Here is a 17375-nt window from a genome sequence, read left to right on the forward strand (position 1 = left end):
CGCGGGGCCGCCCGGGCGTGCCGGACGGGCGCCGGAAGCCGGTTTCAGCGGACCAGCGGACCCCGCCCGGGCATCCCCGGCGGAGGCGGCATCGGCGCCTCCGCCGCTCCGTGGTAGCCGGGGCCATAGGTGCCGGGCCCGTAGTAGCCAGGCCCGTGGTAGCCGCCCGGCCCGAACGCCGGACCGTCGGCGCGACCGACGTTGATGTCGATGTTGACGTGGCGCGTGTCGCCGTCGTCGTCGGTCGTGGTCTTGTCCAGGTTGAGGTTGACCGCCTGCCACTGGCTGCTGCCGGCGCCCTTGGACCAGCCGACGCCCGCTTCGACCGCTCCGTGCACCTGCCAGTCGCCGTTGGCGGTGTCGACGGCGGTTTCTTCCGGAACGCCCGGGCCGCCATGGTCGCCGTACCAGGTGCCAGGCGGATCGTTGCGGTAGTTCGCGCCCGGATCGGTGCTGGCGAAGTGGATGCGTTCGGCCGGCACGCTCAGGTCCAGCGCGGGCGGATCGGCTTCGTCCTGCGCGATGGCGCCCGTGCTCGCGCATGCGGCGAGGGCGAACAGGGCGGCGCGGATGGCATCGCGTTTCATGCAGGACCCCTGTGGAAGTGGCGAAGGCGCGTCGCCGACCGCGCGACGCTAGCAATGACGGGTTGAATGCTGGCTGTCGGGATGACGCATGGCGTGCCTTCCCGCGCCTTCAGCGGCCCAGCATCCTGCTGATGCGCCCGGCGATCCAGCGCTCGGCGAAACCGTCCAGCTTCGCGCTTTCGAGGAAGCCGCAATGGCCGCCCCACGGCGAGATCTCCAGCAGCGCGCCGGCCGGCAGCTGCAGCTTGCGGAAGGCGTCGATCGGAATGACCGGGTCGTCCTCGGCCATGAGGATGCTCGCCGGCACCTGCAATGCGGCCAGGCGATCGCCGGCGATCGAATAACCGTCGAAATAGCGCCCCAGCGTGCCGAAATCCGTGTGGCGTTCGACCATCCACTGGGTCAGCGGGCGCATGCGCAGGCCGAGCACCTGGTCGTCGAAGGCGTGCGTCTGCGGGAACAACGCGCGCTTGCGCGCCAGCGATCCGCGCCACTTGCGCTCGAAGTACCACAGGTAGACCGGCAGCCCCTGCTCCATCGAATCCATCGTGCGCGCCGGATCCAGCACCGGGCACACTGCGGCCACGTGCGCGAGGCGCAGGCCCGCGGTCGGCGCGCGCAGCGCCAGGCGCAGGGCGAAGTTGCCGCCGAGCGAGTAGCCGGCCACGGCCATCGGGCGGTCGGGATACAGCTGCGTGACCTGCACCGCCGCGCGCACCACTTCGTCGATGCGGTTGGAGTGGAACAGGCCTTCGTTGAGGTGGTGCGTGTCGCCGTGGTCGCGGAAGTTGAGGCGGAACACCTCGAAGCCTTCGCGCAGCAGCTCCACCGCGGTCAGGCGCATGTAGCTGGAATCCACGCTGCCTTCCCAGCCGTGCAGCAGCAGGACCAGCCCGCGCGAGGGCTTTTCGGGAAGGGCGGTGTGCACGCCCTGCAGGCGCACGCCGTCGCCGGCGTCGACGGTGTGCAGGGTGCTGACCGCGTCGAGCTGCGCGAGGCTGCGCTCGCCATGGCGACGGCGCAGCGGACTGGAGCCCAGCACCGACTGCACGTGCGCGTTGCGCAGCCAGCGCGGCGGACGGTAGTCGGACGCGTTCAGCATGCCGGAAGCCATGGCGCCTCGGATCGCATTACTGCCTTACACCTGCCAACGTGAAGTTCAGCTCTTCATGGCCTCGACGATCCGCGCCCGCGCGGTTTCGGCGATGCGGCGGCGCCCGTCGGTTTCGCCGGGCAGGATCGGTTCGAGGAAATGCACCTCCGCCAGCCGCGGCGGTTCGCCGAGCAGGCGCAGGAAGTTCGCCAGGAAGCTCTCGCCCGGCTGGAACGCCACCACGTGCTGCGCGTCGCCATGCTCCCCATAGCGCAGCGCGACCGGCTGCACCGGCACGCCGGCTTCGACGGCGGCCAGGAAGATGCGCGCGTGGAACGGGCCGATCTCGCGCCCGCCGCGCGTGCCGCCTTCGGGGAAAACGCCGACGCTGCGGCCCTCGCGCAGCCGGTTGAGCATCTCGTGCAGCACGCCGCCGAGCGACTCGGTGCTGCCGCGCGCGTGGAAGATGGTTTCGCCGCGCGAGGCGAGCCAGCCCACGATCGGCCAGCTGGCGATCTCGCGCTTGGCGACGAAGCCCATCATGCGCTGGCTGTGCAGGGTTTCGATGTCGATCCAGCTGACGTGGTTGGCGACGAACATCGCCGCGCCCGGCAGCGGCGTGCCGACGCGGCGCAGGCGGAAGCCGAAGATCCACATCAGGCCGGCCGACCAGGCGCGGATCGCGCGGTGCTCCAGCGGCTCGTCGCCGACGCGGACGTTTCCGGTCAGCGGCGTGGTCGTCAGCAGGGTCAGGGGCAGGTCGACGAACACGTGCCACAGCAGCAGCGGCACGCGGATCAGATAACGGAGCGCGCGCGCGGCGGGCGCCGTGGCCGGCGCCGTCGCGCCGGCGTGGGGGGACGGCGCATTCATTGAACGCACGATACCTAAGCCGCGAGGCCGCCACCAGCGCCGCGCGCGGGATGCGACGTGCCGTCCAGACAGGTTCCGCAATGCGCGGGCAGGGAGCCGCCGGCGCGATCGACGGCGCGAAGGCTCAGGGCCGCGGAATCACCGCCAGCGTGATCCGCGAGATGCACACCAGGCGCTGGCGTTCGTCCTCGATGCGGATCTCCCACACCTGCGTGCGCCCGCCCACGTGCAGTGGTCGTGCGGTACCGGTGACGGTGCCCTCGCGCACGCCGCGCAGGTGGTTGGCGTTGATCTCGATGCCGACGCAGGCCTCGTCCTCGCCGACGCAGAGCATGCCGGCGCTGCTGCCGAGCGTCTCGGCCAGCAGCACCGACGCGCCGCCGTGGAGCAGGCCATAGGGCTGCCGGGTGCGTTCGTCGACCGGCATGGTCGCGCGGATGAAATCGTGCCCGACCTGCGTGAACACGATGCCCAGTGGCTCCATCGCGGTGTTGCGCGAGAGCGCGTTCAGCGCGGCGAGGTCGGGCGGGGTGCGGAATGGGGAGCGGGGCGTATCCATCGCCACACCTTAGCCGAGCGTCCGGGCAAAAAGGGGCCCGGCAGTCAGTGCGTCGTTACGGAGAGAGTCCGACGCACCGGCTCCGGGCCAGGGGGAAATGGAGATGACTTCTTACGACGGGGAAGCGATGGGGTTCGGGCATGGTCCTGTGCGGGTGGTGCCGCCCTTGCGGGCGTGTCGGGCGTGCGGCTGGGACACCGCTACCTTGTCGCGATCCTGCTTACGCGCAACGGAAGCGCGGCTGCATCCAGTCCCGGGCGTAGTGGCGGGTGGCGGCGTAGCCGCTGCTGTTGCCGTAGCCCACGCCGAAGTCGCGATCGCGATGGACGTGGCGCACCGGCAGCGGGACGACGACGTTCGCGCGCGGGGCGTTCGGGTTGGTCGGGATGGCAAGGAAGGCGTTCATGGCGGTGTCCTGGAGTCCGGAATTGCGGGGATCAGGCAAAGCGGAAGCGCGGGGGCGCCCACTCGGTCGTGTAGCGGCGGTTGCTGGCATAGCCACTGCTGGAGCCGTAACCGACGCCGAAATCGCGTTCGCGGTGGTTGCGCGACGGGGCGTTCATCAGGGCCAGCGGGGAAACCGGAACCGACTTGGCGGAGGAAGCGAAAGTGTTCAGGGCGTTCATGGCGGGGTCCTTCGTGGGGTGGGGTAGTGCCTCGGTGTGTTGGTAAAGTACAACACCAGATCTATTCCGCCATGGGCCAGAAGTCACCCCACCGAAGACCTACCTTGGCGAGGCACGGCCGCAGCCGGAACTCGCTGATATAGATGGACATTTCTGGCGTTCCGTTGCCATGACTGATGGCAGGGGGGATTCCGCCGGCCGCGCAGGCGCGCCCGGCGCTCTCTGACCGGGGCGAGAGGGAGGGTGAAAACCGTCACGTTCAGGAAGCTGGCTGCGCGGCCGCGGATGGGGGGCGCAGCGGCCAGTGCGCGAAAAGCGCAGGTTCGGCTCCTTCCCCTGCAAGCTGGAGAGGGAGAAACAACCCCTACAAAATCGGCGCCAAGCCCGCCCCGAACGCGGTGAAGATCCGCGTCGTGATTCCCTTCAACCCCACCGCCACTTCCGGGAAATCCCCCACCGGCTGGTAGCACGCGCGGAAATCCGGATCGCTCGGCAGCAGCGGTTGCGGGCATTGCTCGCTGCGCACGAATTCGTAGCTGGTCGCGTAGCGCATCGGCCACAGGTCCAGGATCGGCATCGCCTCGAACATCTTGCCGATCGAGTAGTTGAGCCCCGAAAACACCGGCGGCTTGTCGCGGCGCGCGATCACCCACGAATTGGCCGGCGCGATGTCGCGCTTGATGCTCGCCCGCAGCGCCTGGGCGAAGTCGCGGTCCTCGATCACCACCGCGCTCTCGGTGTTGTAGTGATCGCCGCGCGGATCGAAGTTGTGCGTGCCGACCACGCCGATGCGCCCGTCGATCACCATCGACTTGGCATGCAGTCCGATGCGCACGCCCGCGCGCTGCAACGGCACGGGCTGGTTCGCGCGACGCGTGCTGTAGCGCAGCGCGGTGTATTCGCGCGAAAGCGCGCGCTGGTACTGCGCACGCTCGACGCTGCTGCGGCGGTCGTAGCGGTCGCGCAGTTCGCGATGGACCTTGCCCCGATCGACCGGCGTGACGTCCTGTGCCTCGTCGTCGGGCCGGGCCGAAGACGACGCCGCGGTGCCTCCGCTTTCGCCGGTCAGCGCACGGCTGGGCGAGATCGAACCCGGGTCGGCATCGGAACCGTTGTCGGGCGCGTTCCCGTCGGGAAACAGGTCCGGCAGCGCGCCGGTCGCCGCGATGTCGATCGGCGCGTCCGTCGGGAAGGGCTTGTACTCGAAGATGTTGAAGCCGAACTCGCGCAGGTAGCGGCGCTTGTACTTGTACGACAGCGCGTAGGCGATGAACGCGTCCGTCGCCGCCAGGCTGTTGGTGGAGATGATGATCTTCGGGCGCTGCTCGAACGGGCGCTGGTGCAGCTGCCGGAACAGGTCCTGCGCCGCATCGGACAGCACCAGGTACGGCGTCTGCAGGACGACTTCCTCCTGCGCCGATTCGATCAGCCCGCGCAGCGAACCGGAGGCCACCGCCTGCTGGTCGGCGTCTTCGGCGTGGTGTTTCTCCGGCGTGTCGGAGATGTAGCGCACCTCGCCCACGCGCATCGCCCGCGAAGCCAGGCGCTCCTCGACGAGCGCGCGATCGCCCGCGTCGCGCAGCATCGCCTTCGCGCGCTCCGGGCGCTCGAACTGCGCCGGCGGCAGCGCCGGGACGCCCTGGGCGAGCAGCCGCGCGCCGACGTCGTTGAGCCGCTCCACCGGCACGCTGCGGCGATCGTTCCAGAACAGCGCGAAGTCATCGCGCATCACCCGCGCCACGGGACCGGCGACGAGCAGGTCGCGGTCGCGGAAGTTGTACTCGTCGTCCCAGTCGTAATAGTCGTCCTGGTAATTGCGCCCGCCGGTGATGCCGACCGCGCCGTCCACCAGCAGCAGCTTGGTGTGCATGCGCTGGTTGAGCTTGCGCCAGCAGCACGCCGCCGCGAGCGCGTACTGCGGGTAGGTGATCTGCGCGCGATCCAGCACCGGGCTGTACAGCTTCAGCTCGAAATTCGCATGCGCGCCGGCCAGTGCGGCCAGCGTGTCGACGTGCTTGAGCGCGGAAAGCTGGTCGATCAGCACGCGCACGCGCACGCCGCGGCGCGCGGCGGCGAGCAGTTCGTCGAGCACGAGCCGCCCGGCGTCGTCCTCGTCGAAGATGTAGGTCTGCAGGTCGATGGCGGTGGTCGCGCTGCGGATCAGGTTCACGCGCGCGAGCAGCGCGTCCGGGCCGCGGTCGAGGATCAGCGCGTAATGCGCCGGCGCTTCGGGCGTGGATTCGGCCAGCGCCCGCGTGGCCAGTTCGCGCAGCGGCGAGCGCTGGGCGCAGGCGTCCAGGCGGGTGCAATCGACCTGCGTCGAACGCGCCTGCACCACCATCGCCGTCGCATGGTCGCGCTGCGTGTGCGACAGCGAGGCGCAGGCGCCCAGCGCCAGCGACAGCACGGCCACGCCCAACCGCACGATCGCTCTCACGGCGCGGCCTCCACCAGGCGCACGCGCAGCATGAAGCGGACGCGGTCGACGAGCGCGAAGCGCCAGCCGTCCAGGCCGTAGTCGTCGCGGCTGATGCTGCCGCTGGCGACCACGTCGCAATCCCGGCCGGGCGCGTCGCAGTCGGCGCGGTTGATGGTGAACGTCTCCATCCGGGTCATGCCGTGCATCGACAGCCGGCCGCGCATGCGCCCGCCGGTACGGATGAGGGAATCGGGGTGCGGTTCGGAGACGAATTCAATGGTCGGGAAACGCTGTGCATCGAAGAAACTCGGGCCGCGCGCGAGCGCGGTGTAACGATCGGAACCAGCGACGATCACCCCGTCGGTGCGCAGCACGATGCGTACGCGACGGCGGCCGTCGGCGAGGGTGGTCACTTCGCCTTCGTACTGCGGGAAGATCCCCGACACCCGCTGCCCCCAGCGGGTGCGCAGCTCGAAGCCGAAGCGGGTGAAGTGCGGATCGAAGGACCGGGAGGAGACGGCAGGGGGCGTGCCTTCGACGGCGACCGGCTCCTGCGCCCATGCCGGCCAGAGGGCCAGCAGGGACAGCAGCGCGATGCAGGACAGGCGCGGCGGGCGTTCCCTCACGGCCACCAGAAGGCGCTGAGCTGCGCCGAGCCGGGCTCCAGGCCGGCGTCCGCAGGCACCGTCAGGACCGCGATCCCCGCCGGCGGCATGCCGCGGTAATCGCCGGACTGCCCGCTGTGCAGCAGTGCCGCCAGGCGCTCCAGCCCGGGATTGTGGCCGACCAGCATCAGCCGTTCGGCTTCGCCGTGCGCGTCGGCTAGCGAGATCAGCGTGCCCGGCGTGGCTTCGTAGATCGACGGCTCGATGCGCTGGTCGACGTAGCCGATCGCCGCCAATACCGCTTCGAGCGTCTCGCGCGTGCGGCGCGAGGGCGAGCACAGGATGCAGTCCGGGATCAGCTTGTTCTCGGCGAGCCAGCGACCGGCGGCCTCGGCCTCGGCCAGTCCTTCGGCCGAGAGCGGGCGGTCCAGATCGGCCTGTCCGTTGCCGGCGGGTTCCGCGTGGGCGTGTCGTAGCAGGATCAGTTCACGCATGCGCGGGCGGCTCCGGTTCGGCGAGGACAGGCGGGTTCATGGCCGCCATTATCACGTAACGACGTGATGGCTCAGGCTTTCCTGAGCCATTTGAGCAAGGGCTGCCAATCGTCCTGGTGTTCGCGCACCTGTGCGGAGTGGTAGTCGAACAGGCTCTTCCCCAGCCCGGTGAGCACCACGTAGGCCTGGCTGTCGCGCAGCTGCGCGACCACCGGATAAGGCCACGCCGCGAGCAGGTCGAGCGCCTGCTGCGAGGCGTTGGTCCACGGCTTGAGCTTGTTGCCCACCAGCCCGACCCGCAGCTGGCCCTTGCGCACGCGCGGGTGCTTCGCGAGCGAATCCAGGAAAGGCACCGTCGCCTCGATGTCCAGCGCGGACGGCTGCACCGGCACGACCACGGCGTCGGCGTCCTCGAGGAAGGCGTCGAGGTCGTCGGCCATCGCGCCGGCGGCGGCGTCGATCACCAGTCGCTGGGTGTCGTCGGGCAACTGTTTGCGCCACGCCTTGCGGCGGGTGCCGTCGAGCGGCAGCACCGCGCTCTCCAGCCCCGCCCGGCGCTGCGCCCAGCGGGTGGAGGATTCCTGCGGATCGGCATCGACCAGCGCGGTGCGCAGGCCTTCGAGCGCCGATTGCGCGGCGAGGTGCGTGGCGATCGTGGTCTTGCCCACGCCGCCCTTGGAACTGGCCACCAGCACGGTCTTCATGCGGACTCCCCTCTGGATGGAAGCCGCAGCGTACACGGGGCCGGGCGACGGAACCATGCGCCGGACGCCCGCCCGGGCCGGGCGAAGGGCGCGTCACCCGGTAGGCGAACTCCGCGACGGACCGTAAGCCTCACCCGCCCAGCACCCTCGCAAGCGCAGCCGACCACAGCGGCAAGGTCGCCAGCGACAGCAGCAGCCCGTAGCCCACCATCGCCGCCGCCAGCCGCGGCGCCAGTCCGTGGGCGATGGCGAGCGCGCCGGCGGTCACCATCGAGGGCATGGCCGCCTCCAGCACCGTCACCCGGGCCATCGGTCCCTCCAGTCCGAGCAGGGGCACCAGCAGCAACGCGATCGCCGGCATCATCGCGAGCTTCAGCACCAGCCCCATCGCCAGCGGCTTGAGTTCGTCGCGCGGCAGCGCCAGGCGCACGGACAGGCCGATGGTCAGCATCGCCAGCGGCAGCAGGGCGTCGGACAGCCGCTGCAATCCGCCGTCGAGCCACGCCGGCGGATCGGCCGGCATCACCGTGAAGCCCGCGACCAGCGCCCACAGCGGCGGGAACTTCGCCACGCGCAGCGCCATCTCGCGCGGCGACGGCGAATGCTCGCCGCCGTAGCGCGCCAGCGCCCACAGGCCGAACGTCGACAGGATCAGGAACGTGCCGAACTGGTCGTACACCACCGCATAGGGCAGCGCATGGTCGCCCACCAGCGCGCGCGTCAGCGGATAGCCGAGGAAGCTGGTGTTGCCGAGCGCGACGGTGAGCATCAGCACCGCGGTCTCGTCGCGCCGGAACTTCAACCAGCGCGACAGCCCCGCCACCGCCACCACGGTCGCGCCCAGCAGCAGCCACGGCACCGCGATCACGCCCAGCAGCGAGGCCTCCAGATGCAGTCGCGGCACGTAGCGCAACACCGCCGCCGGCAGGCAGACGTAGAGCACGACGAGGTTCAGCGTCTGCGCCGCATCGCCGGGCAGAACGCGCAGGCGCTGGAACAGATAGCCCAGCGCGAGCATCGTCAGGACGAGGGCGAATGCGTCGAAGGCCATGGAGCGCTTCCCAGGCGAAGGCACTATCGTCACCGCTGCGACGCACCGCCTCAAGCTCGACCAATGGCCATGCCATCCGCAAGGCCGATCGAGGCCGTGACCTCCGGGCCACGCGCGGCGCGCGCGCCGGCGTGAACATGCGGCGAGTTTCCACCGAGCGCCCGCCATGGCCTGCGTGTTACCCCGTGTCCTCGCCACCGCGCTCGCGGCCTGCCTGTGCCTGCCGGGTGCGGCGCCGGCGTTCGAGAATCCAGCGCCATCGCGTCCCATCGCACAGGACGGCTACTTCCAGACGATCGCGCGCGTCGACGACGGCGTGTGGCTGATCGCGCAGCCGCAGCCGTTCCACATCCAGCCCATCGGCAACGTCGTGGTGATCGAACAATCCGACGGCGTCGTGCTCATCGACGGTGGCGGTTCGCCCGGCGCGGGACGGCGCATCGTCGACCTCGTGCGCTCGGTGACCGGCAAACCGGTGAAGGCCATCGCGATCACGCACTGGCACGGCGACCACGTGCTCGGCGTGGCGTCGATCGTGCAGGCGTGGCCGACAGCGGAAATCATCGCCACCGACGTCACCGCCGCGCATCTTCGCGGCCGTTCGATGAAGGCCTACCCGAAAGGCGCGCCGGACGCCGCGCTGCAGGCCGCATTCGACCAGCGCCTCGACGGGGCGGAAACCTCGCTCCGCGACGCGCTCGCCAAACCGGATCTGTCGACGCGCGAGCGCGAAGGTTTCCAGGCATCGCAGCGGCTGCTCGCGCAGTACCGCGAGGACACGCGCAATCTCGTGCTGGCGTTGCCGACGCGCACCTTCGTGGAGTCGCTGAAGCTCGACGACGCGACGCATCCGGTCGAACTGCGCCATCCCGGTCGCGGCAACACCGACGGCGACCTGATCGCGTGGCTCCCGCGCCAGCGCGTGATGGCGACGGGCGATCTGCTGGTCGCGCCGGTGCCGTTCGGATTCAACGCGTATCCCGCCCAGTGGCAGGCCGCGCTGCGCGCGATGCAGGCGCAACGTCCGTCAATGTGGCTGCCGGGCCACGGCGCACCGATGCGCGACGATGCCTACGTCGGGCGCGTCATCGAGCTCATCCAGCACACGCGCGACGCCGTCGCGCCGCTGGCGAAGCAGGGCGTCGGCGCCGATGCGGCGAAGAAGCGCATCGACCTGTCCGCCGATCGCGCGCGCTTCGCCGGCGACGACGACTGGCTCAAGCGCTGGTTCGATCGCTACTGGACGCAGCCGTTCGTCGATGCGGCGTATCGCGAGGCGAAGGGCGAGCCGATCGAGCAGGGCGAAGGCTGATCACACCGCCGCGAGATCGAACGAGATGCTGATGCGCTCGCCACTGCCGGTGTACGGCAGCGTGCGGTGGAACAGGTATGAGGGGAACAGCAGCAGCGTGCCGACTTTCGGGCACAGGTGCCGTAGCGCGGCGTCGGGTGGCTGCGGAAGGCTCGCGAACGGGCGGCCGAACTCGATCCAGCCCGCGTGCGTGTCGTCGTCGTCATGGGTCGCCGGCGGCAATTCGACGTAATACGCGCCGGAAAGCCACGAATCCTCGTGGATGTGGGTGTCGATGAAGCCGCGTTCGGCGGCCTGCGTCGCCCACACATGCATGCGGTAACGGGCCGGCAGATTGCGCAGGAACACATCGTTCGCCAGCGCATCCCCGCCGAGCGAACCGTCGCCCGCACGTGCCGCGCGACAGCGTTCGATGAACGCGTCGATCGCCTCGCGCAGGCGTTGCTCGAGGCCGGTGATCGCGGGCGTGCGGTCGGCGAGCAGGTCGCCGCTCAGGTACGCATTGCGTGCCGCGAGCCCGGCCGGCTCCCAGCGCTGCTGGCTGTGGCGACGGATGTCGTCCGCGAGCGCGACGTGGAATTCGTGCGCGTCAGTGAAACCGTCGGGCACGGGCAATGCGATCGCATGCACGTGCCGATGCAGCCCCAGCCACTGCGCCGCGCGCGCGGCATCGTCCTGCGCGACGGCCACGCCGAGGTGCGCGATCGCGCGCTGGTCGTCGGGCGCGTGGCGAAGCGCGTCGGCGAGTTCGTCGCGCGCTGCCTCGAGCCGCCCGTCGTGCAGCAGCGCGATGCCGTGCTGGCGGTGCAGCGTCGGCGATTCCACGCCGGTCGCCAGCGCGTTCGCGTAGACCGACACCGCTTCGCCCGTATTGCCGTTGAGCTGGAGCTGCTCGCCGAGCGTGTCGATCGCGTCGATGTCGTGCGGCGCAAGTTCGAGCGCGCGCCGCGCATGCGCTTCGGCACCCGCCGGGTCGCCAAGCTTGCGCGAGAGGATCGCCGCGTTGCGATGGGCTTCGCCCAGCGAGGGATCCAGTTGCAGCGCGCGCAACGCATGGTGCAGGCCTTCCTGCAGCGACGCGCGATCGAACAGGTTGGACTGCAGCGCGGCCAGTGCCTGGTGTGCGTTCGCATCGTCCGGGCGCAGGCGCAGCGCGTTGCGCGCGGCGGCGATCGCGGCGACGTAGTCCTGTCGCTTGCCGAGCGCGGCGGCGAGGTTGTTCCAGGCTTCGGTCCAGTCGGGTTTCAACCGTGCAGCCGTTTCGAAACCGGCTGCCGCCTGCGCGTGATCGCCGGCATGGAAGGCCGCCGTGCCGTAACGGAACGCGGCGCGCGGCTCCTGCGGCAGGCGTTGCATCGCCAGTCGCAGCGATGCGAGCGCGGCTTCGATCTCGCCCGCATGCAGCTGCATCGTGCCCAGATCGAGCGCGGTCGCGCCGTCGTCCGGACGCAGCGCGAGCGCGCGTTGAAGGGCCGTGCGCGCGTCGGCCGCTTCACCGAGCGCCTGCAACGCCATCGCGTACATGCGCCATGCATCGAAGGAATGCGGCGCGCGTTGCAGCGCCGCTTCGCAATCGGACCGCGCGGGCGCCGGCTGCCCCTGCTGCAACGCGGCCCATGCGCGGCGCAGCAGCGGGACGACGTCGGCGTCGGCGCCGTTCATCAGTAGCCCGCGGCCTGGCCGTCCTTGCGCGATTCGCTGGCGCCGATGTAGCCGCCGTTCGGGTTCACCATGATCGCCTGGTAGCCGCCGTACGGGCCGTCGGCGAAGCGCACGCTGTGGCCCTTGCGCATCAGCGCGCGCACGGTTTCGTAGGGGAATCCGGATTCCAGGTCGAGCTCGCCGCCGTCGCTCATCGCGGTGGCCTGTCCGGCCGGATCGGTGCTGCCGTCGTGCTGGATGCGCGGCGCGTCGCCGGCTTCCTGCAGGTTCATGCCGAAATCGACCAGGTTCATGATGATCTGCGCGTGACCCTGCGGCTGCATCGCGCCGCCCATCACGCCGAAGCTCAGCCACGGCTTGCCGTCCTTCGTCGCGAAGGCGGGAATGATGGTGTGGAACGGCCGCTTGCCGGGCGCGTAGGAATTCGGGTGGCCGTCCCTGAGCACGAACTGCTCGCCGCGATCCTGGAAGATGAAGCCCAGGCCCGGAGGCGCCATGCCGCTGCCCATGCCGCGGTAATTCGACTGGATGAGCGAGACCATCATGCCGTCCGCATCCGCGACGGTGAGATAGATCGTGTCGCCTTCGTTGAGCTGCGGGATCACGCCGGGCTCGACCGCGCTGGCGGCCTTGTCCATCGAGATCAGCTTGCCGCGCTCGCGCGCATACGGCTTGGAAACCAGCTTCGCGGTCGGGGTCTTGTAGAAGTCCGGGTCCGCATACGAGGCGGCGCGGTCGGCGAAGGCGAGCTTCTTCGCTTCGGCGAACAGGTGCACGTGCTCGGGGCTGCCGAAGCCGTAGGACTTGAGGTCGTAGGGTTCGAGCAGGTTGAGGATCTGCAGCGCGGCGATGCCCTGGCCGTTGGGCGGCAGCTCCCACACGTCGACGCCGCGGTAGTTCGTGCTGACCGGCTCGACCCATTCGCCGTGGTGCGCGGCGAGGTCGTCGTAGCTGAGGAAGCCGCCGTTCGCCTTGAAATACGCGTCGATCGTGCGCGCGATGTCGCCCTTGTAGAACGCGTCACGACCACCGCTGGCGATCTTCTCCAGCGTGTTGGCGAGGTTGGGGTTCTTCCACATCTCGCCGGTGCGCGGGGCGCGCCGCTTGCCGTTCGCGTCCGCGACGGTGAACTGCTCCGCGTAGCCCGGCCACTTCGACAGCGCCGGCACGCTGCGGTTCCAGTAATACGCGATGACCTCGTGCACCGGATGGCCTTCGCGCGCGTAGCGGATGGCCGGCGCGAGGTCGTGCGCGATCGGCTTGCGGCCGAAGCGTTCGTGCAGCGCGAACCATGCGTCGACCGTGCCCGGCACGGTGACCGGCAGCGGGCCGTGCGGCGGGACGTCCTTCAGGCCGCGGCGCTGGAACTCGGCCAGCGTCAGCGACTTCGGCGAGCGGCCGGAGCCGTTGTAGCCGTGGAGCTTCTTCGACTTCGGATCCCAGACGATGGCGAACAGATCGCCACCGATGCCATTGCCCGTGGGCTCCATCAGGCCGAGCGCGGCGTTGGCGGCGATGGCCGCATCGACCGCGCTGCCGCCGGACTTCATCACGTCCAGCGCGATCTGCGTGGCGAGCGGGTGCGAGGTGGCGGCGATCGCATGCGGGGCGTAGACCTCGCTGCGGGTGGCGAAGGGCTTGCCGGTGATGCAGTCGGCGCACATGGCGGTGATGGGCAGGCTGAGCAGGGCGGTGGCGAACAGCAGGCGCATGAGGTGCATGGATCCCCGGTGTGAGGGTGCATCCTAGCGCGATGGGGCGTGCGGGATCGGCTGGTTCCGCAGTACGCAGGCGTGTGTGATTGGGGCACGCCTTGGCTCTTCATCCCCGATGGCCGCGGGGTTGGGAAGGCATGACGTACACAGCCTGCGTAGCCCGGGTAAGGCCGCAGGCCGCACCCGGGGCAGCGTCACCGGAGACGCAACACCCGGGTGCAATTCGCTTGCCCGGGCTGCAGGAACGGCAACCGCATCACCGCACGGCATGCCCCGACCCCTGTCCCGGTGGGAGAGGAGTAGACCATCCCATCCCGAGAGGGAATGGCAGCCGGATCGCTTACGGCCAGCTGGGCGGATTCGCCGCCCACGCAGCCTGCACTTCCGCCAGCGTCGAACGTTCCGCGTCGCGCCACTCCGGCAGCAGGCGCGCGAACTGCGCGGTGCTGTTCCACTGCTGCGGTTCGCTGCGCACGGCGGCGGCGTACCACTGCACGGCTTCCTCCTTGCGGCCGAGCGACCACAACGACAGTGCCAGCGTCGGCGGCATCCACGAGGCGGTCACCGAACGCGCTTCGACCAGCGTGCGCCACTGCGCGAAGGCGGCTTCGAAATCGCCGGTGCGATACAGGTCCCAGCCGTAGTTCCAGACCACGGAACGCCACAGCGCATCGCTGCGGTCGATCGCGCCCAGCGCGCGTTCGTACAGCTGCTTGCCGAGGTCGGTGCGGCCGGCGTCCATCGCCATGTGCGCGAGCTGCGCGACCTCGCCCTTCGCGCGCGGATTGCGTTCGATCGCCTTGACCAGTTTCTCGGTCGCGGCGTCGCCGGATTCGCGTACGACGACCACCGGCTTGACGGTGTTCGCGTCCGCGTCGAAATAGAACTCCGACGGACGCGGCAGGCTTTGCGCCGACACGGCGCCGGAGACGGCCAGCAAGGCCGTCGCGAGAAGAGTGCGACTGAGCATCTGTGAATCCCCCTGTGCAACGCAGCAATCCTAACCCGTACCTGGGCGGAATCGCGGCGTCGTGACGTCCCATTCCGGGTTATCGACGGGGTCGGGGCGAGCTGGAGGGCCGGTTCGGCAAAGCGGGGCGGCGCCGTGGCCGCCCCGCTTCGAAGCCCGCAGGGGATCAAACGGGACCCGATGGCATTCGCCGGCCCGTGAGCCGGCGACGCCCCGCCCCTGCATGCGCAGGGGCGTTCCCATACACCCGGATCAGCGCGCCGCGGGCAGCAGCGCCACCTCGTCCAGCACCCACATCGGGTTGTGCTCGCCCGAGGCGAAGCGGAAGCACAGGTCGTGACGGCCGGCCTGGCCCGGCAGCGGCGCGGTCAGCGTGGTCAGGCCGTCGGACTTGCGGGCCGGGGCCAGCGGCAGGACGGCAATGGGCTTGCCCTCGCAGTCGTCCAGGTGCACTTCGAGCGCGCCGCCGGGCACCTTCGCCGGACGCGTCACGACCTTGCCCGCCTCCTTCCACAGCTGGAAGTTGTGCGGCAGCTGGCCGACGCGCACTTCCACCGTCGCGATGCCGTCGAGTTCCGCCTCGTCGTAGATCCAGCACGGATCGAAGACGTCCGCCGTCAGCAGCTGGCGATCGGCGTTGCCGCCACCGGCCGGGGCGTCGTCCTCCATGCGCAGGGTCAGGTCGTTCCGGCACGAGCGCAGCGCGTGGCTGCCGCGCGCGCGCAGGCCGCGCACGTCGAGCGCGAACGCGCGCGGTGCCGCGAGCACGCGATCGTCGGCGAAGGCGTTCGCCTTGATCGTCGACGGCAACGCCAGCTCGAGCGGATGCGTGTACGCCTGCGAGGTCGCGGTCGGTTCGCTGCCGTCGAGCGTGTAGCGGATCGTGCCGAAGCCGCTCTGGTTCGACAGCGCGAGCGAGCCTTTGCCGTTAGCGATCGGCTGCGGCGTGAAGCGCACCGCGAACGCGCTGTCGGCCGCGTCGAAGCCGGTCAGGCGATAGCGCGTCATCTGGAACGCCATGCGCTGGAGGAAATCGTTCCAGTCCAGGCGCGATTCCGGTGACCAGGTGACTTCGGCCAGCGCGGCGCCGCGCGGGAACAACGCACGTTCGACGCGCTGCATCGTGCGGTGGTGCTCGGTCCACAGGTTGCCCTGCGCGCCGAGCACGTGCGTGGCCTGCTCCGCGCTCAGCTGCGCCGGCACGACCTTGAAGTTGTACACGTTCCGGAGCGACTTCACTTCCAGCCGCCCCGGCGTTTCGTCGCCGGCGTCGCTCTGCACGTGGTTGAGATAGAGGTCGGGCGAAGGCGACAGCACCACGTCGTGGCCGGCGCGCGCGGCTTCGATCGCGCCGTCGGTGCCGCGCCACGACATCACCGTCGCGTCGGCCGGCGGCCCGCCTTCGAGGATCTCGTCCCAGCCGATCAGGCGCTTGCCGTGGCCTTCGATGTACTTGCCCAGCCGGCCCATGAACCAGCTCTGCAACTGCATGTCGTCCTTCAGGCCCAGCGACTTGCGCTTCGCCTGCACCGTGGCCGACTGCTCCCACTGGTCCTTCGCCGCCTCGTCGCCGCCCAGGTGCACGTAGCGGCCGGGGAACAGCGGCATCACTTCGTCGAGCACGTTCTGCAGGAACCCGAACGTGTTGTCGTCGACGTTGAACAGCCATGTGTGGATGCCCCAGTCCGGCGACACCGGCGGCGCCTGGCCGGTCACGCCGAACTCCGGATACGAGGCGATCGCCGCCTGCGCATGGCCGGGGAGGTCGATTTCCGGCACCACGGTGATGTAGCGCTCGGCGGCGTACTTCACGATGTCGCGGATCTCGTCCTGCGTGTAGAAGCCGCAGTACGGCTTCGGCTTGCCGTCCGCATCGCGCCCGGCCGCGCCGGCGGGAATGCGGCAACCGCCCGCTTCGGTGAGCTTCGGGTACCGCTTGATCTGGATGCGCCAGCCCTGGTCGTCGGTCAGGTGCCAGTGGAAGGTGTTGAGCTTGTGCAGCGCCATCTGGTCGAGCACGACCTTCACTTCGTCCGGCGTGCGGAAATGGCGCGCGACGTCGAGCATCAACCCGCGCCAGCCGAAACGCGGCGCGTCCTCGATGCGCTGCGCGGCGATCGACGCCTCGCCCTGCGCGCCGTCGGCGAGCAGCTGCCACAGCGTCACCGCTCCGTAGAACAGGCCGGCGGGCTTGCGCGCGGTGATCTTCGTGCCCTGCGCCGCGATGTCGACGACGTAGGCCTCGTCGCCGGCCGGCGCGATGTCCGGATCGATCGCGAACACGACCGCCGCGCCCTCGGCTGCGCCTTCGACCGGCGGCGCGAAGCCGCGCGCCTGCTGCACGCGCGATGCGAAATCGCGGGCGATGCGCGTGGCTTCCGCATCTCCGCCGGCGACGGCGATGCGCGACTGCGGGCCGAACGCGAAGCGGCCCTCGCGCAGTTCGACCTTCGCCGGGCGCGGAATCACCGGCGTTGCGGCGGCGCTTGCGGAGATCGTCGTTGCCGCCGTCGTGTCCGCCGGTGTCGCGGCGGTGGCCTTCGCTGCGTCCGCCTTCGGCGCGTCCCCGCGCTGGCAGGCGGACAGTCCCATCGTCAGCGCCACCGCGGCGACGCCCAGCATGAATTGCCGTTTCATCGTTCCCTCACTCTCTGTCGCGTGCGCCGCGCCGGGCGCCGGAAACAAGCGGGCCCGGCATGACCGGG

16 protein-coding genes are annotated in these 17375 nt (G+C 70.1%); 1 reads left to right on the forward strand and 15 read right to left on the reverse strand.

Annotated features, from left to right (window positions below):
* Nucleotides 1–44: 44 nt before the first annotated feature.
* From I4U41_RS15270 to I4U41_RS15320, 11 genes are all read right to left on the reverse strand, one after another.
* Entirely contained in the window at nucleotides 45–587 is a 543-nt protein-coding gene (locus tag I4U41_RS15270; RefSeq protein ID WP_206862020.1) for a hypothetical protein, read from the reverse strand.
* A gap of 109 nt (nucleotides 588–696) precedes the next feature.
* Entirely contained in the window at nucleotides 697–1686 is a 990-nt protein-coding gene (locus I4U41_RS15275) for a YheT family hydrolase (protein ID WP_206862131.1), read from the reverse strand.
* A 60-nt stretch (nucleotides 1687–1746) separates the two neighbouring features.
* On the reverse strand, nucleotides 1747–2553 hold the full coding sequence (locus I4U41_RS15280) for a lysophospholipid acyltransferase family protein (RefSeq protein ID WP_206862021.1): 807 nt from the start codon (nucleotides 2551–2553) through the stop codon (nucleotides 1747–1749).
* 124 nt (nucleotides 2554–2677) lie between these two features.
* Nucleotides 2678–3112, reverse strand: a complete 435-nt coding sequence (locus tag I4U41_RS15285; protein WP_206862022.1) for a hotdog fold thioesterase — start codon at nucleotides 3110–3112, stop codon at nucleotides 2678–2680.
* Between the two features lie 220 nt (nucleotides 3113–3332).
* Nucleotides 3333–3518, reverse strand: coding sequence for a hypothetical protein (locus tag I4U41_RS15290; RefSeq protein WP_206862023.1), 186 nt, complete (start codon nucleotides 3516–3518; stop codon nucleotides 3333–3335).
* A 31-nt stretch (nucleotides 3519–3549) separates the two neighbouring features.
* A complete protein-coding gene (locus tag I4U41_RS15295) occupies nucleotides 3550–3738 on the reverse strand; it encodes a hypothetical protein (protein WP_206862024.1) in 189 nt (62 codons plus the stop codon).
* A 364-nt stretch (nucleotides 3739–4102) separates the two neighbouring features.
* On the reverse strand, nucleotides 4103–6175 hold the full coding sequence (locus I4U41_RS15300; RefSeq protein ID WP_425492597.1) for a phospholipase D family protein: 2073 nt from the start codon (nucleotides 6173–6175) through the stop codon (nucleotides 4103–4105).
* Nucleotides 6172–6783, reverse strand: a complete 612-nt coding sequence (locus I4U41_RS15305) for a YceI family protein (protein WP_206862025.1) — start codon at nucleotides 6781–6783, stop codon at nucleotides 6172–6174. The genes I4U41_RS15300 and I4U41_RS15305 overlap by 4 nt, the downstream gene beginning before the upstream one ends.
* On the reverse strand, nucleotides 6780–7256 hold the full coding sequence (locus tag I4U41_RS15310; RefSeq protein ID WP_206862026.1) for a SixA phosphatase family protein: 477 nt from the start codon (nucleotides 7254–7256) through the stop codon (nucleotides 6780–6782). Before I4U41_RS15310 ends, I4U41_RS15305 begins: the two co-directional genes overlap by 4 nt.
* 71 nt (nucleotides 7257–7327) lie before the next feature.
* The gene (locus tag I4U41_RS15315) at nucleotides 7328–7960 is read right to left on the reverse strand and encodes a ParA family protein (protein WP_206862027.1); all 633 of its coding nucleotides are present in this window, start codon (nucleotides 7958–7960) and stop codon (nucleotides 7328–7330) included.
* A 130-nt stretch (nucleotides 7961–8090) separates the two neighbouring features.
* Nucleotides 8091–9011 carry an AEC family transporter gene (locus I4U41_RS15320; protein ID WP_206862028.1) on the reverse strand — a complete coding sequence of 307 codons (921 nt, stop codon included), beginning with the start codon at nucleotides 9009–9011 and terminating at the stop codon, nucleotides 8091–8093.
* A 166-nt stretch (nucleotides 9012–9177) separates the two neighbouring features.
* Here I4U41_RS15320 and I4U41_RS15325 point away from each other — a divergent pair, with 166 nt between their 5' ends.
* Complete coding sequence (locus I4U41_RS15325; RefSeq protein WP_206862029.1) at nucleotides 9178–10323, forward strand: MBL fold metallo-hydrolase; 1146 nt, start codon at nucleotides 9178–9180, stop codon at nucleotides 10321–10323.
* On the opposite strand, the gene I4U41_RS15330 is transcribed toward I4U41_RS15325, so the two are convergent.
* From I4U41_RS15330 to I4U41_RS15345, 4 genes are all read right to left on the reverse strand, one after another.
* Nucleotides 10324–11985, reverse strand: a complete 1662-nt coding sequence (locus I4U41_RS15330; protein WP_206862030.1) for a putative 2OG-Fe(II) oxygenase — start codon at nucleotides 11983–11985, stop codon at nucleotides 10324–10326.
* Nucleotides 11985–13697 (reverse strand): gamma-glutamyltransferase, encoded by a 1713-nt coding sequence (gene ggt, locus I4U41_RS15335; RefSeq protein ID WP_206862133.1) that lies wholly within the window; start codon nucleotides 13695–13697, stop codon nucleotides 11985–11987. Before ggt ends, I4U41_RS15330 begins: the two co-directional genes overlap by 1 nt.
* Before the next feature lie 343 nt (nucleotides 13698–14040).
* Entirely contained in the window at nucleotides 14041–14670 is a 630-nt protein-coding gene (locus tag I4U41_RS15340; protein WP_206862031.1) for a tetratricopeptide repeat protein, read from the reverse strand.
* 252 nt (nucleotides 14671–14922) lie between these two features.
* Nucleotides 14923–17307 carry a family 20 glycosylhydrolase gene (locus I4U41_RS15345; protein WP_206862032.1) on the reverse strand — a complete coding sequence of 795 codons (2385 nt, stop codon included), beginning with the start codon at nucleotides 17305–17307 and terminating at the stop codon, nucleotides 14923–14925.
* Nucleotides 17308–17375 lie beyond the last annotated feature (68 nt).

Origin of the sequence: Lysobacter changpingensis (assembly GCF_017308985.1) — a bacterium.
Lineage (GTDB): Bacteria > Pseudomonadota > Gammaproteobacteria > Xanthomonadales > Xanthomonadaceae > Lysobacter_J > Lysobacter_J changpingensis.